Source organism: Variovorax sp. 22077, from assembly GCF_052044195.1.
In the GTDB taxonomy this organism is placed as follows: domain Bacteria; phylum Pseudomonadota; class Gammaproteobacteria; order Burkholderiales; family Burkholderiaceae_C; genus Variovorax; species Variovorax atrisoli.
On sequence record NZ_JBQEQC010000019.1, the window covers coordinates 111297 to 124893 of the forward strand.

Annotated in this window: 18 protein-coding genes; 6 read left to right on the top strand and 12 right to left on the bottom strand. The window is 67.4% G+C overall.

The features are described from left to right. Positions 1-41 precede the first annotated feature (41 nt). From ACTJLF_RS24685 to ACTJLF_RS24710, 6 genes are all read left to right on the top strand, one after another. A complete protein-coding gene (locus ACTJLF_RS24685; RefSeq protein WP_440884078.1) occupies positions 42-1361 on the top strand; it encodes a CHASE3 domain-containing protein in 1320 nt (439 codons plus the stop codon). Between the two features lie 216 nt (positions 1362-1577). After that, a complete protein-coding gene (locus ACTJLF_RS24690) occupies positions 1578-1742 on the top strand; it encodes a DUF1328 domain-containing protein (protein WP_019656593.1) in 165 nt (54 codons plus the stop codon). 54 nt (positions 1743-1796) lie between these two features. Next, positions 1797-2174: a hypothetical protein gene (locus ACTJLF_RS24695; protein ID WP_019656592.1), complete on the top strand. Its 378-nt coding sequence runs from the start codon at positions 1797-1799 to the stop codon at positions 2172-2174. A 39-nt stretch (positions 2175-2213) separates the two neighbouring features. After that, entirely contained in the window at positions 2214-2594 is a 381-nt protein-coding gene (locus ACTJLF_RS24700) for a phage holin family protein (protein ID WP_019656591.1), read from the top strand. Continuing rightward, entirely contained in the window at positions 2584-3183 is a 600-nt protein-coding gene (locus ACTJLF_RS24705) for a hypothetical protein (RefSeq protein WP_440884079.1), read from the top strand. The genes ACTJLF_RS24700 and ACTJLF_RS24705 overlap by 11 nt, the downstream gene beginning before the upstream one ends. Then, entirely contained in the window at positions 3180-3749 is a 570-nt protein-coding gene (locus ACTJLF_RS24710; protein ID WP_132753977.1) for a ferritin-like domain-containing protein, read from the top strand. The genes ACTJLF_RS24705 and ACTJLF_RS24710 overlap by 4 nt, the downstream gene beginning before the upstream one ends. A gap of 103 nt (positions 3750-3852) precedes the next feature. On the opposite strand, the gene ACTJLF_RS24715 is transcribed toward ACTJLF_RS24710, so the two are convergent. The 12 genes from ACTJLF_RS24715 to ACTJLF_RS24770 form a co-directional block, all read right to left on the bottom strand. After that, complete coding sequence (locus ACTJLF_RS24715; RefSeq protein WP_126183070.1) at positions 3853-4377, bottom strand: BON domain-containing protein; 525 nt, start codon at positions 4375-4377, stop codon at positions 3853-3855. An 86-nt stretch (positions 4378-4463) separates the two neighbouring features. Next, on the bottom strand, positions 4464-4661 hold the full coding sequence (locus tag ACTJLF_RS24720; protein ID WP_019656587.1) for a CsbD family protein: 198 nt from the start codon (positions 4659-4661) through the stop codon (positions 4464-4466). 124 nt (positions 4662-4785) lie between these two features. Then, on the bottom strand, positions 4786-5610 hold the full coding sequence (locus ACTJLF_RS24725) for a DUF429 domain-containing protein (RefSeq protein ID WP_132753979.1): 825 nt from the start codon (positions 5608-5610) through the stop codon (positions 4786-4788). 4 nt (positions 5611-5614) lie between these two features. Continuing rightward, a complete protein-coding gene (locus ACTJLF_RS24730) occupies positions 5615-6496 on the bottom strand; it encodes an EamA family transporter (RefSeq protein ID WP_019656585.1) in 882 nt (293 codons plus the stop codon). Positions 6497-6600: 104 nt separating this feature from the next. Next, positions 6601-7023, bottom strand: coding sequence for a BLUF domain-containing protein (locus ACTJLF_RS24735; protein ID WP_019656584.1), 423 nt, complete (start codon positions 7021-7023; stop codon positions 6601-6603). 3 nt (positions 7024-7026) lie between these two features. Continuing rightward, complete coding sequence (gene folE, locus ACTJLF_RS24740; RefSeq protein ID WP_019656583.1) at positions 7027-7758, bottom strand: GTP cyclohydrolase I; 732 nt, start codon at positions 7756-7758, stop codon at positions 7027-7029. Positions 7759-7831: 73 nt separating this feature from the next. After that, entirely contained in the window at positions 7832-8617 is a 786-nt protein-coding gene (locus ACTJLF_RS24745) for an endonuclease/exonuclease/phosphatase family protein (RefSeq protein WP_019656582.1), read from the bottom strand. Next, on the bottom strand, positions 8614-9090 hold the full coding sequence (gene nudB, locus ACTJLF_RS24750; RefSeq protein ID WP_132753985.1) for a dihydroneopterin triphosphate diphosphatase: 477 nt from the start codon (positions 9088-9090) through the stop codon (positions 8614-8616). The genes ACTJLF_RS24745 and nudB overlap by 4 nt, the downstream gene beginning before the upstream one ends. 124 nt (positions 9091-9214) lie before the next feature. Beyond that, positions 9215-11023, bottom strand: a complete 1809-nt coding sequence (gene aspS / locus ACTJLF_RS24755) for an aspartate--tRNA ligase (protein ID WP_019656580.1) — start codon at positions 11021-11023, stop codon at positions 9215-9217. A gap of 39 nt (positions 11024-11062) precedes the next feature. After that, positions 11063-11695 carry a DUF502 domain-containing protein gene (locus ACTJLF_RS24760; RefSeq protein WP_019656579.1) on the bottom strand — a complete coding sequence of 211 codons (633 nt, stop codon included), beginning with the start codon at positions 11693-11695 and terminating at the stop codon, positions 11063-11065. A 15-nt stretch (positions 11696-11710) separates the two neighbouring features. Further along, complete coding sequence (locus ACTJLF_RS24765; RefSeq protein WP_132753987.1) at positions 11711-12040, bottom strand: FmdB family zinc ribbon protein; 330 nt, start codon at positions 12038-12040, stop codon at positions 11711-11713. A 104-nt stretch (positions 12041-12144) separates the two neighbouring features. Beyond that, positions 12145-13596, bottom strand: coding sequence for a sodium:solute symporter family protein (locus ACTJLF_RS24770; RefSeq protein ID WP_019656577.1), 1452 nt, complete (start codon positions 13594-13596; stop codon positions 12145-12147). Between the last annotated feature and the right edge of the window lies 1 nt (position 13597).

Genomic DNA, 13597 nt, shown 5'->3' on the forward strand with positions numbered 1-13597 from the left:
GCAGCCTTGAAAGTTTCATGCACTGGTTAGCCCCACCAAAAATGGCCGTGAGCCTGCTGCTCGCGGCGCTGGCCGCCCTGGCCCTCGTCGGCATCAACGAGGCCGGTTACCGGCAGTCCACCCGCGCGCTCGCCGACATCGACGAAGCGCAGCAGGTGCGCGGCACGCTCAACCAGCTCCTGCAGAACATGCTTGACGCCGAAACCGGCCAGAGAGGCTACCTGCTGACCGGCGAGGCGAGCTACCGAAAGCCCTACGACGACGCGGTCAAGCAGGTCGACGGCCACCTGGGCACCCTGCGCCGCCTCTACGCCGACCGGCCGGCCGAGCTTGCCCGGCTGACGGAGCTGTCGAAGCACGTGCTGCGCAAGATCGCCGAGATGGACTTGAGCGTGCGCCTGCGCCAGGACGGAAAGGAAGACGCCTGGAAGTTCGTCATCACCACCGACGTGGGCAAGGAGGAGATGGAAGCCATCCGCGCCGCCGCGGGCGACCTGGTGAAGCTCAGCAACGGCACCTTGCAGCAGAGCCAGGCGCAGGTGCTGCAGTCGCTGAAGCTGGCGCGCATCGGCACGTCCATCGTGGCGCTGGCCGCGCTGCTGGCCTTCTTCCTGTACCTGCGCCAGACGCATGTGCTGCGCTCCATCGGCGAGCGCCAGCAACTGGCCCTGCAGCGCGAGCGCAACGCCCTGGAAGACGAGGTGCGCGAGCGCACCGCCTCGCTGGCCGAACTGGCCACCCACCTGCAGGACGTGCGCGAGACCGAGCGCGGCTTCCTCGCGCGCGAACTGCACGACGAGCTGGGCTCGCTGCTCACCGCCGCCAAGCTCGACGTGGCCCGGCTGAAGTCGCGGCTGGCGGACGCGCCCGACGCGATCCAGCGGCTGCAGCATCTGACCGAGCTGCTCAACAGCGGCATCGCGCTCAAGCGCCGGATCATCGAGGACCTGCGGCCCTCGTCGCTGTCCAACCTGGGGCTGGTCGCGTCGCTGGAGATCCTGGGGCGCGAGTTCGGCGAGCGCTCGGGCCTGCAGGTGGAAATGGTGCTCGAGCCGGTGACCATGGACGAGTCGCACCAGCTCACCATCTACCGGATGGTGCAGGAGAGCCTCACCAATATCGGCAAGTACGCCGAGGCCACCGAAGCCACCATCGTCCTGAAGAACTACGACAACCACGTGGTGGTGGAGGTGGCCGACAACGGCAAGGGCTTCGACACCCAGCGCGTACGCCCTTCCACCCACGGCCTCGCGGGCATGCGGCACCGCGTGGAAGCCGCGCGCGGGCGGCTCACGGTGTCGTCGGCACCGGGCAAGGGCACGCGGCTGAGCGCCATGCTGCCGATCGTCAAGGCGGCCTGAGACGACGAAGGGCCCCGGCCTGCCACGAGGCCGCGGGCATTCCTTCACACGCCGCCGCAAGACCACTCGGCCATCTCCTACGCACCCCAACCCCGGCCGCTGACAGGTCTGCAACGAGCCTCCACTTAAGGTTGCATCCATGGCATCGGTACTTCCCTTCCGGGACTGCCGATGCGATGTTTTCAAGACACGAGCCAAGTCTCGAAGGAGTTCCACATGCTGCATTACGCCGTGGTGTTTCTGGTCATCGCCCTGATCGCTGCCCTCTTCGGGTTCGGCGGCATCGCGGCGAGCGCCGTGGGCATCGCCAAGATCCTCTTCGTGATCTTCGTGATCCTCGCGCTCGCGAGCTTCCTTGCCGGCTTGCTACGACGCAAGTAGCGTCGTTACGATCAACAGGCTTGCGCATTTCACTTTTCCGGAAAGGACTTTCACATGAACACGACGACGAAGACCCCCTCGCAACTCGCCGACGAAGCGCGCCAGACAGCCCGTGACGCGGTCGAGACGACCCGCGCCTACGCACAGAACGCGGTGAATGCGGCGGGCGAGAAGGTCCGTGACCTGCGGCGCGATTCGGAGCCGGCCGTCGAACAGCTGGCTGCCCGCGTGCAGCAGGCGGTGCAGCGCGGCCTCGATGCCGCCTCCACCACCAGCGCCCGCGCACAGCGCCGCCTGGAGCAGGCCGCCGACGTCACCGGCCGATACATCTCGGACCAGCCCGTGCGCTCGGTGCTCCTGGCCGCTGCCGCCGGCGCAGCCATCACCGCGCTGATCGTGCTGGCAAGCCGCCGCAGCCGGGACGACTACTGATCAACCTGAAGGCGTCTGTCATCGATCGATTCCGGCACCATGCTCCATCCCATCTTTTCCACGGTGCTCGGGCATCCGGATCTCGTCGCTGAACATCTCGCCAACTACGCCGCGCTCGTCAGGGAGGAGTCCTCCCAGGCGGGTCGCGGCATTGCCGGACGCATCATCGCTGCGGTGCTCGCCGTCGCCACCGTCACCTTGGCCCTGGGGCTGATCGGCGTGGCGGTGCTGCTCGGGGTGATGCATGGCAGCTTCCACTGGGTGCTGGTGGCCGTGCCGGGCGTGGCCGTGGTGATCGCGGCCTTCTGCATCTGGTACGCGATGCGCCCCACCGTGACCTACGCCTTCGAGGACCTGCGATCGCAGCTCGACGCCGACCTGCAAGCCCTTCGCGAAGCCGGAGCACGCCATGACCGCTGACGACTACCGCGAACTCCGGCAGCACCTCACCCCGAAGGAGCGGCTGGCCCTCTCCCGAAGGGCGCTGGTGCGCCAGCTCAACGGCGGCGTCGAAGACGACGACGACGAGCGCTATCGCACGGATGGTCCCCGTCTTCATGACGACGACCTGGAGTACGCGCACCACGACGCGCATGCAGCGGCCGATCCGGACGGCCTGCACACAGGCCACCCGCAAGGCTCCGCAGACGCAGAACCGGGCGGGCAGCGAGGAGCCGGTGCAGGCCGCGGCAGGAGAAAGCCGCAGAACGTCTGGATCGCCGTGGGCCGCAGCGTGCTGGAGCGCTGGTGGCGCAGGCATCCCGCGCATGCGGTCGGCCAGCTGGCGCGGCCGATGCTCGAACACTACGCGCGAAAGGAGCCGGTCAAAGTGATGGCCGTGGCTGCCGCCACCGGCTCGCTGCTGGTGCTGGTCAGGCCGTGGCGCCTGCTCTCCGCGACGGCGGTGCTCGCGGCGGTACTGAAGACATCCGACGTGGCCGACCTCATCACCACGCTGATGAGCAAGAGCCCAAGTTCACCCCGCCCCCCACGAAAGGACACTCCATGAAAAACGACGTTTCTTCCCGTTCGGTTTCCGCCAAGGAAGGCGGCCGCCAGCACCTGGCGCTCGACCAGGCCGGCCTGGATGCTGCCCGCAGCAGCCTGGACGACGGTGCCGTGACCCCGAGCTACGGTCCTTGGCGCGACGACGTGGTGAAGCTGCTGAACGACGCCCTGGCCACCGAACTGGTCTGCGTGCTGCGATACAAGCGCCACTACTTCACCGCGAACGGCGTCGAGTCGCCCGCCATCGCTGACGAGTTCCTGGTGCACGCCAACGAGGAATCGGCCCACGCCGACCTGATCGCCGAGCGCATCGTGCAACTGGGCGGCGAACCCGACTTCGCCCCCGGCCACCTCCTGGAGCGCAGTCACGCCCAGTACGACGAGTCGACCGACCTGCAGTCGATGGTGCGCGCCAACCTGATAGCCGAGCGCGTCGCGGTGGAGTCGTATCGCCAGATGATCTCGCTCATCGGCGACAAGGACCCGACCACCCGCCGCATGCTCGAAGGCATCCTGGCCGACGAGGAAGAGCACGCCGACGAGCTGAAGGACTGGCTCGGCCACTGAGGCGGCTCGGTCGAGCCTCATCGAGCGGAAGACTTTCCGCTCATGAAAAGAAAAAAGCCCGGCGCTGCCGGGCTTTTTCGTTGGCGAGCAGAGAAGGGAAGGATCAGCCCTTCACCTCGAGCTGATTGCTCACCGAGGTCACGCCCTGTACGCCCTTGGCGATCTCCTCGGCGCGTGCCTTGGCAGCAGCCGTGGGAGCCGGGCCCTTCAGGCTCACGGCGCCGGCCTTGGTGTCGACGTCGATCTTGATGGCGCTCAGGTCCGGGTCCTTGGCAAGGCCGGCCGAGACGGAGGCCGTGATGGCGGCATCGTCCATCGTCGCGCTCACGGCGGCGCCTGCTTCCTTGAGCGCTTCCTTGGCGTTGGAGGCGCCCTCCTTCACCTCGGCGGTGGTGTTGGACGACTCGACCTTGGCCTTGGCGTCCTTGAGGGCCTCGCCCGTCTTGGCGGCTGCCGTGTCTGCAGCCTGCTCGGTCTTGGCGATCGCGCCGTCGAGCTTCTCGCCGGCGGTGCGGTTGTCGGCCTTGTCGCAGCCGACCAGGGCCAGCGCGGCGCCGGCCAGCAGCACGGCGGTCAGGGTCTTGGCGTACGGGGCACGGCCCGTGCGTTGAATGTTCGATGTGTTCATGGGAATCCTCCTGTCGCTTCTCGGAACGGAAAGAGCGCGTGCGAAGGCCTGGGTGCGACGCGCGCACGCAGCCTTCGCGGCTCGGATCACAGCTTGTCGGCGCCCGACTTGATTGCGTCCTTGGTCTTTTCCTTCACGTCGCCGTAGGTCTTCTGCACCTTGCCGGCGGCCTGGTCCGCCAGGCCCTCGCCCTGCAGTTTCTCGTTGCCGACGACCTTGCCGGCGACTTCCTTCAGCTTGCCCTTGGCTTCCTCGACGCGGCCTGCCACTTGGTCCTTGTTCATGTCGCTTCCTTCCTGATGAGTGATGCTGAAAAGTGGGCCGGGATGACCCACTGGAGCCAATCTAAGGGCCGCCCGATGGCGGCGAATGCCGACTGGAGCCCGAAGCGCTGTAGGACAACGAGGCTCAGGCGCTGACGATCCATCCTTCAAGCGGATCGATGTCCTCCGGCAGCCCATGGCCCGGGCCGGGGCTCAGGGCGCGCTGCTGGCCCCAGGCGGCCTGCAGAAGACACAGCACCGCGTCGATGTCGTCGCCGCGCGCATCCGCCAGCAGTTCCGCGCGCTGCGGCGCGGTGACGGCCAGCTTCAGTCCGAGGCGGGGCGAACCCGCTTCAAGCGCAGCCAGCAGATCGACCCGCGCCGCGCGACGCTCGGGTGTCTGCTTCGCGAGGTCGTCGCTCTTGTAGCTGCGGCGGCCGATGAGTTCACGCGCCAGCAGGCCGGGGTAGGCCTCCAGCGCGATGCGTTCGGCACCGTTGCCGGCATGCAGGCCGGGAATGCGCGCACCAGCGGCCAGCAGGCGCGGCACGCCCGCATGGAGCATGTAGGCCACCGGCGGATTGACCCATTTCATCGAGGGGCTGGACCCTGCGGGCCCGTCGGCCGCACGGTGCGCGAACTTGCCGCCCACCGGCCGCCCTGCGCAGAAGGCGGCGAAGGTCTCGCGGATCTCGGCGCGGCTCAGGCCGGCGTAGTGGGCCATCAGCGGCTCCCACTGCAGCGGCCACCGCAGGTGCTCCACGAGCTCGCGCGGCAGGCTGAACGGAAAGTCGAAGCCGCCGGTCCACGCCGGCGTGGCGCGCAGCCAATCGCCCCATGCGTCGAGCGTCGAGAAGCGCTGCAGGCCGTGGAGCACGACGCAGTCGGCGCCGCCCAGCCCGCCGGTGGCGACGACGATGGGCTTGCGTGCCGTCGGCGCGCTGGAGAAGTCGCAGCCGAACAGCAGCACGGCCTCAGCCCATCGCGAGCGCCACCACGCCAGCGGCGATGAGCGTCGCGCCCATCAATCGAAGCAGCCGGTCGCCCTCGCGCAGCAGGTGGCCGCCGATCAGTGCAGCGAAGAGCATCGACACCTCGCGCGCTGGCGCCACGTGCGAGATCGGCGCCTGCTGCACCGCGTAGAGCACGAGCACGTACGACACGGGGCTGATCGCCGCCACCAGCAGCGCGTATTTCCACTGCTCGCGCCACATGCGCACGGTGGTCGCGCGGTCCTGCAGCGCGGCGGGCATCAGCAGGACGATGCGCACGAGGTTGCCCATGTAGTCGAGCAGGATCGGCGACATCGCAAGGAACTTGACCGCGTAGCTGTCGGCCACCGTGTAGGCCGCGATGAAGGCGCCGGTCAGCACGCCGTAGCGCATGCCCTTGTGCACCCGCGCGCGCTGCGCCGGGTCGTGCGCCTTCTGCCACAGGCGCGGGCCGCCGGCGATGAGGAACACGCCGGCCACCACGCCCAGGATGCCGGCCACGCCGACGAGGCTGATCTTCTCGCCCAGGAATAGCACCGCCACCAGCGACGAAAGCAGCGGCCCCGAGCCGCGCGCCAGCGGGTAGACCACCGTGAGGTCCGACTTGCGGTAGCCGCGCAGCAGCACGATGAAATAGAAGACGTGCAGCACACCGCTGAGCACGACGAAGCCCCACTCCGCCCGCCCCCACCCAGGCACCACGTTCCAGCCCAGCACGATGCCCACCGGCGCCCAGATGACCATGTTGAACACGCTCGCCTGGAAGCTGAAGCGCGCGTCGCCGTTCGCCTTCTTGGCGGCGATGTTCCAGCTGGCGTGGATGATCCCGGCGAGCAGGATCAGGGCGAATGCGGAGAGCGGCACCTCGAGCTATGCGAGACCGGGCGCCGCCGGGCCGCCCCAAGGCGCGAGCGGCCCGCTCGGGGGGCAGCGAGGACACGAAGTGCCGAGCGTGGGGGCCACCACTTTCAGTGGCGGCCGACGATGGCTGCGGTGGCCATCAGCTCTTCCAGCAGCGCCAGCGAGACCTTTCCCGACACCGCATAGGGGTTGAGCTCGGGCTTCTCGGAGTACTTCAGTAGCGTCGATGCGTTGAGCTTCGACAGGTTGACCTGCCCCATCGTCCAGCCGCCGAAGCGGCGCTCGGAGATCTCTTCGTAGTGCAGCAGCACCACGTCCTTGTGGCGCGGATCGCGCTGGATGTGGCCGTAGAGCTCGGAGATGGCCATGCGGCCGCCTTCGATGGCCTGCAGGAAGGTGCCCGCACCGTAGCAGAGGATGCCGGTGATGCCGCAGGCGGTGTTGTGGGAGCGCGATTGCGTCAGGATCGACTCGATGGCCTCGGGGCTGGTGTCGACGGCGCGGCTGGCGTAGAGGAGTCGGACCAGCATGGCTCAGTCCTTTCGGGGCAGGAGGGACAGGAATTCGCGGCGCAGGCTTGGATCTTTCAGGAACACGCCGCGCATCACGGAATTGATCATCTTGCTGTCCATTTCCTTGACGCCGCGCCAGGCCATGCAGAAGTGCTCGGCTTCCATGACCAGCGCGAGGCCGTCGGGCTGGGTCTTCTCCTGGATCAGGTCGGCCAGCTGCACCACGGCCTCTTCCTGGATCTGGGGACGGCCCATGACCCACTCGGCCAGGCGCGCGTACTTCGACAGGCCGATCACGTTGGTGTGCTCGTTGGGCATCACGCCGATCCACAGCTTGCCGATGATCGGGCAGAAGTGGTGCGAGCAGGCGCTGCGCACGGTGATCGGGCCGACGATCATCAGCTCGTTCAGGTGCTCGGCGTTGGGGAATTCGGTGAGCGAGGGCGCCGCCACGTAGCGGCCGCGGAACACCTCGTTGACATACATCTTGGCGACGCGGCGCGCGGTGTTGTCGGTGTTGTGGTCGTTCTCGACGTCGATCACCAGGCTCTGGAGCACGTCCTTCATCTTGACCTCGACCTCGTCGAGCAGCTTCTCGAGCTCGCCGGGCTCGATGAACTCCGAGATGTTGTCGTTGGCATTGAAGCGCTTGCGCGCCGCTGTGATGCGCTCGCGGATCTTGACGGAGACGGGCGTACCCTCGTCGTCGTCTTTTCGATCGGGCAGCGGTTCGACGTCGGTTTTCCTCAGCATGGCGGGGATCGTACCAGTGAATGGCTCCAGACATTCAGGGCCGCAAGGCCCATCCCTTCTTGGAGCGATGCTATCAAACAAGGAGCGAAAAATCGGCCACCAGCGGCAGGTGGTCGGACATTCTGGCCCAGATGGGACCGCGCGGCACCACGCAGGACACCGGCTCCAGGCCGCGCCCGTAGACGAAGTCGAGCTGCGTCACCGGCAGGCGCGAAGGGTAAGTGAGCGTGCGCGGACCGCGCAGGTCGCTGGTGTCGCGCAGGCCCATGGCGTTCATGGCGTAGCGCATGCGCGCGCCCCAGTCGTTGAAGTCGCCGGCCACCACGACCGCCTCGCCGGGCGGCACCTCGCGGTCGATGAACTCGCGCAGCCGCGCGATCTGCCGCACCCGGCTGCCCTTGATGAGGCCCAGGTGCACCACGATGGCGTGCACCCGCCGCCCTTCCACTTCGATCATCACGTGCAGCAGGCCGCGCTGCTCGAAGCGGTGGTCGGAAATGTCCTGGTGGTTGGTGCCCAGCACCGGCCAGCGCGTGAGCAACGCATTGCCGTGCTCGCCGTGGCGCGTGACCGCGTTGGTCTCGTAGACGGCGGTGTAGCCCTCGGGCGCGAGGAAGTCGGCCTGCGGCAGTTCGGGCCAGCGGGCGAATCGGGCCGCTGCCTGCCGGTTCATCTTGCGCACTTCCTGCAGGCAGACGATGTCGGCGTCGAGCTGCTCTATGGCGTGGCCGAGGTTGTGGATCTCGAGCCGCCTCGCGGGCCCGATGCCCTGCACACCCTTGTGGATGTTGTAGGTCGCGACCCGCAGGTTCTGCTGAACCGCTATCGCTGTGGCTGTAGCTGCCGGCTGGTTCGTCATCGCACAAATTCTGGCAGCAACAGAATGGCTTCGGCATTCGACGGGGAAAAGCAGGCGTGCGCCGCTTCGCGGTAGGGCAGCCAGCGCCAGTCGGTGTGCTCGCGCGGGTCGAGCGTGGGCACGACGCGTTCCGGCACGCGCAGGCCGAACAGGTGCTCGGTGTTGTGGGTCACGCCCGGCGCATAGCGGGCGCGCCAGCGCGGGTAGATCTCGTAGACGTTGCGCAGCTGCCAGTCGACGAGCTGCGAGGCCAGCGGCGTGCCTTCGCCGCACAGGATGCCGGTTTCCTCGGCCACCTCGCGCGCCGCGGTGAGCGCGAGCGGCTCGTCGGCAGCGTCCTTGCTGCCGGTGACCGACTGCCAGAAGTCGGTCTCGGCATCCGCACGCCGGATCAGCAGCACATCGAGCGCCGGCGTGTGGATCACGACCAGCACCGACTCCGGGATCTTCCAGGGCCGGGGGCTGGTCGTCATGGGAGGTGCGGTGCTCAGGCTTCTTCGCGAAACACCGAGGAACCGGCTTTGCCGGCCCTCTGGTGTTGCCCCCGGTAGGGGGTTGGCGAAGCGACACGAAGTGCGCGCAGCCTGGGGGCGAGCATCATGCTGCTGCCTGGGGATTGTTGCGCAGCTTGATGTGGAGCTCGCGCAGCTGCTTCTCGTCGACCGGGCTGGGCGCCTGCGTCAGCAGGTCCTGCGCGCGCTGGGTCTTGGGGAAGGCGATCACGTCGCGGATCGACTCGGCGCCGGTCATCAGCATGACCAGGCGGTCCAGGCCGATGGCGATGCCGCCGTGCGGCGGCGCGCCGTACTGGAGCGCGTCCAGCAGGAAGCCGAACTTCAGCTGCGCGTCCTCGGCGCTGATCTTCAGCGCGCGGAACACCTTGCTCTGCACTTCCTCGCGGTGGATACGCACCGAGCCGCCGCCCATCTCGATGCCGTTGAGCACCATGTCGTAGGCCTTGGCGATGCACTTCTCGGGCGCGGTGTCCATGAGGTCCTCATGGCCGTCCTTCGGCGCGGTGAACGGATGGTGCACGGCGCTCCAGCGCTGGCCTTCCTCGTCGAACTCGAACATCGGGAAGTCCACCACCCACAGCGGCGCCCAGCGGTCGTCGAACAGGCCCGTCTTCTTGCCGAAGGCGCTGTGGCCGATCTTGATGCGCAGCGCGCCGATGGCGTCGTTGACGACCTTCGCCTTGTCGGCGCCGAAGAACAGGATGTCGCCGTTGCGCGCGCCGGTACGGGCGATGATCTCGGCCAGGGCGTTGTCGTCGAGGTTCTTCACGATCGGGCTCTGCAGGCCTTCGCGGCCGGCGGCGGCATCGTTGACCTTGATGTAGGCCAGGCCCTTGGCGCCGTAGATCTTGACGAATTCCTGGTAGGCATCGATCTCGCCGCGCGACAGGCCGCCCTCGGCACCGCCGCCAGGCACGCGCAGCGCCACGACACGGCCGCCGGGCATGGTGGCGGCGTTGGAGAACACCTTGAATTCCACGCGCTTCATCAGCTCGGTGAGTTCGGTGAATTCGAGCTTCACGCGCAGGTCGGGCTTGTCCGAGCCGTACTTGAACATCGCATCCGCATAGCTCATGGTCGGGAACACCGGCAGCTCGATGCCCGCGGCGTTGCGGAACACGTTGCGGATCATGCCTTCGAACATCTCGCGGATCTCTTCCTCGGCGAGGAAGGAGGTCTCGATGTCGATCTGCGTGAATTCGGGCTGACGGTCGGCGCGCAGGTCCTCGTCGCGGAAGCACTTCACGATCTGGTAGTAGCGGTCGTAGCCGGCCACCATCAGCAGCTGCTTGAAGAGCTGGGGCGATTGCGGCAGCGCGAAGAAGCTGCCGTCGTGCACGCGGCTGGGCACGAGGTAGTCGCGCGCACCCTCGGGCGTGGACTTGCCCAGCATCGGCGTCTCGATGTCGATGAAGCCGTTGGCGTCGAGGAACTTGCGCGTTTCCATCGTCACCTTGTAGCGCAGCATCATGTTGCGCTGCATGACCGGTCGGCGCAGGTCGAGCACGCGGTGCGTGAGACGCGTGGTTTCCGACAGGTTGTCGTCGTCCAGCAGGAAGGGGGGCGTGACTGAGGGGTTCAGCACCTTCAGCTCGTGGCACAGCACCTCGATCTTGCCGCTCTTGAGCTGGTCGTTGGTCGTGCCTTCGGGGCGAGCGCGCACCAGGCCGGTGATCTGCACGCAGTATTCGTTGCGCAGGCTCTCGGCCACGGCGAAGGTGGAGGCGCGGTCGGGGTCGCACACCACCTGCACGTAGCCTTCGCGGTCACGCACGTCGATGAAGATCACGCCGCCGTGGTCGCGGCGACGGTTGACCCAGCCGCAAAGGGTGACGGTCTGGCCCAGCTGGGCTTCGGTCACGAGACCGCAATAGTGAGTACGCATGGCCATAGGAATCCATTCCGGCGCCTCGAGGGCGCGTTCGTTCTTTTATGAGTTGGAAGACTTCACCGCCACCGAAGCGGGGCCGCCTGGAACGACCACCCCCATCGAGACGATGTACTTGAGCGCTTCGTCCACGCTCATCTTCAGTTCGATGCAGTCGCTGCGCTTGAGCATCACGAAGTAGCCGCCCGTGGGATTGGGCGTTGTCGGCACGTAGACGCTGAGGAACTCGCCCTCGCCAAGGTGCGCGGCGACCTCATTGCCGGGCGCGCCGGTCACGAAGGCGATGGTCCACACGCCTTCGCGCGGCCATTGCACCAGCACCGCGGTGCGGAAGGCATTGCCGTTCTCGGAGAACAGCGTGTCCGACACCTGCTTGACGCTGGAGTAGATCGAGCGCACCACCGGGATGCGACGGACCACGGCATCGCCCCAGCCGAGCAGGCGCTTGCCGACGAAGTTGCTGGCCGTGGCGCCCACCACCAGCAGGATCGCCAGCGTGAGCAGCACGCCCAGGCCCCGTACCTTGTGGTCGCTCAGCCAGGTCTGCCACTGCTCGGGCAGCAGCCACAGCGTCTGGTCGAGCGTGCCGATGATCCAGTTCAGCACGCCCAGCGTGATGACCAGCGGCACGATGACCAGCAGGCCGGACAGCAACCATTTGCGCAGGGCGAGCATGGCGGTCGGAAGGCTTCAGTCGCCGCTCGACGCGGCCGGCGCGGGAGCCGGTGCGGCGGGCGCCGGAGCGGGGCTCGGCGCGGCGGTCGTGGTGGAAGAAGAGGAAGAGGACGAAGATTCGCCGGAGGCGGACGACGTGGCCGGCTCGGACTTCTTGCCGCCGCCATCGCGGAAATCGGTCACGTACCAGCCGGAGCCCTTGAGCTGGAAGCCGGCGGCCGTGACCTGCTTTTCGAACGCACTCGCGCCGCACGCCGGGCACACCGTGAGGGGAGCGTCGGACATCTTCTGCAAAGCGTCCTTGGCGAAGCCGCAGGCGCTGCACTTGTAGGCGTAGATGGGCATGGGGAAATGAGGTCAAAAAAGCGGCGCAGCGGCCGCTCGCAAAGCCCTCGATTATAGGGGCGCCCCCGCCAGGGGACGCCCTGCCCGAGCGGCAAGCCCCGGCTTCAGGCCGGTTCCGTGGCCAGCGGGCGGTGCGGCGTGTGAGTGTTCGCCAACCATTGCGGGAGCAGCGAGCCGGCCACCATGCCCGCGAAGGAGCACAGCACGCCGGCCAATTGGGCCGGGAACACGGCGCCCCAGGACGAAACCCCCAGGAAGAGCAGCCAGACGCCGATGCCCAGGACGATCGAGGCCACCGCCCCCTGCGTGGTGGCCCGGCGCCAGTAGAGGCCGCAGACCAGCGGCACGAAGGCCCCCACCAGCGGCACCTGGTAGGCGCCCGACACCTGCTCGTAGATGGACGTGCCCTGCATGCGGATCGCGTAGGCGAGCACCGCGGCGCTGAAGAGCAGCACCGTGATGCGCATGGTCATCAGGTTCTGGCGGTCGGTGCCTGCCGGGCGGAACTGGCGCCAGATGTTCTCGGTGAAGGTGACGCTGGGAGCCAGCAGCGTGGCCGAGGCGGTCGACTTGATGGCCGACAGCAGCGCGCCGAAGAACAGCACCTGCATCACGAAGGGCATCTTCTCGAGCACCAGCGTGGGCAGCACTTTCTGGGGGTCTTCCTTCAGCAGCGTGGAGGTCTGCTCCGGCATGATGAGGAGCGCGCTGGCCACCAGGAACATCGGCACGAAGGCGAAGAGGATGTACGCCAGCCCGCCGATCACCGGGCCGCGCCGGGCCGCCTTGATGCTGTTGGCCGACATCACCCGCTGGAACACGTCCTGCTGCGGGATGGAGCCCAGCATCATCGTGATGGCCGCGGCGAAGAAGAACACCATGTCGTGCAGGCTCGGCTCGGGCCAGAACTTGAAGAGGTCCTTGCTGACCGCGAAGGCCACCACCTTGTCGGCGCCGCCGGCCATGTTGCCCGCGAACATCGCGATCACGGCCAGGCCGGCCACCAGGATGATCATCTGGATGAAGTCGGTGACGGCCACCGACCACATGCCGCCGAAGAGCGTGTACGCCAGGATCGAGACCACCCCGATCACCATGCCCACCGGGATGCTGACCACGCCGCCCGACAGCAGGTTGAACACCAGACCCAGCGCCGTGACCTGCGCCGACACCCAGCCCAGGTAGCTCAGCATGATGATGAGCGAGCAGGCCACCTCGACGCCGCGGCCGTAGCGCTCGCGGTAGTAGTCGCTGATGGTCAGCAGCGTCATGCGGTAGAGCTTGCCGGCGAAGAACAGGCCCACCAGGATCAGGCAGGTGCCGGCGCCGAAGGGGTCTTCCACCACGCCATTGAGCCCGCCCTCGATGAACTTGGCCGGGATGCCGAGCACCGTTTCGGAGCCGAACCAGGTCGCGAAGGTGGTCGTGACGATCATGTAGAGCGGCAGGTGCCGCCCGGCGATGGCGAAGTCGGTGGTGTTCTTCACCCGCTTGGCCGCGTAGAGGCCGATCGCGATGGTGACAAGCAGATAGACGATGACCAGCGTCAACAACACG

Coding starts and splice junctions, on each gene's coding strand:
- ACTJLF_RS24765 (WP_132753987.1), bottom strand. CDS start 12,040: ATGCCCATCTACGCCTACAAGTGCAGCGCCTGCGGCTTCGCCAAGGAC.
- folE (WP_019656583.1), bottom strand. CDS start 7,758: ATGCTGAGGAAAACCGACGTCGAACCGCTGCCCGATCGAAAAGACGAC.
- nudB (WP_132753985.1), bottom strand. CDS start 9,090: ATGACGACCAGCCCCCGGCCCTGGAAGATCCCGGAGTCGGTGCTGGTC.
- ACTJLF_RS24715 (WP_126183070.1), bottom strand. CDS start 4,377: ATGAACACATCGAACATTCAACGCACGGGCCGTGCCCCGTACGCCAAG.
- ACTJLF_RS24705 (WP_440884079.1), top strand. CDS start 2,584: ATGACCGCTGACGACTACCGCGAACTCCGGCAGCACCTCACCCCGAAG.
- aspS (WP_019656580.1), bottom strand. CDS start 11,023: ATGGCCATGCGTACTCACTATTGCGGTCTCGTGACCGAAGCCCAGCTG.
- ACTJLF_RS24685 (WP_440884078.1), top strand. CDS start 42: ATGGCCGTGAGCCTGCTGCTCGCGGCGCTGGCCGCCCTGGCCCTCGTC.
- ACTJLF_RS24710 (WP_132753977.1), top strand. CDS start 3,180: ATGAAAAACGACGTTTCTTCCCGTTCGGTTTCCGCCAAGGAAGGCGGC.
- ACTJLF_RS24745 (WP_019656582.1), bottom strand. CDS start 8,617: ATGACGAACCAGCCGGCAGCTACAGCCACAGCGATAGCGGTTCAGCAG.
- ACTJLF_RS24700 (WP_019656591.1), top strand. CDS start 2,214: ATGCTCCATCCCATCTTTTCCACGGTGCTCGGGCATCCGGATCTCGTC.
- ACTJLF_RS24690 (WP_019656593.1), top strand. CDS start 1,578: ATGCTGCATTACGCCGTGGTGTTTCTGGTCATCGCCCTGATCGCTGCC.
- ACTJLF_RS24695 (WP_019656592.1), top strand. CDS start 1,797: ATGAACACGACGACGAAGACCCCCTCGCAACTCGCCGACGAAGCGCGC.
- ACTJLF_RS24720 (WP_019656587.1), bottom strand. CDS start 4,661: ATGAACAAGGACCAAGTGGCAGGCCGCGTCGAGGAAGCCAAGGGCAAG.
- ACTJLF_RS24735 (WP_019656584.1), bottom strand. CDS start 7,023: ATGCTGGTCCGACTCCTCTACGCCAGCCGCGCCGTCGACACCAGCCCC.
- ACTJLF_RS24760 (WP_019656579.1), bottom strand. CDS start 11,695: ATGCTCGCCCTGCGCAAATGGTTGCTGTCCGGCCTGCTGGTCATCGTG.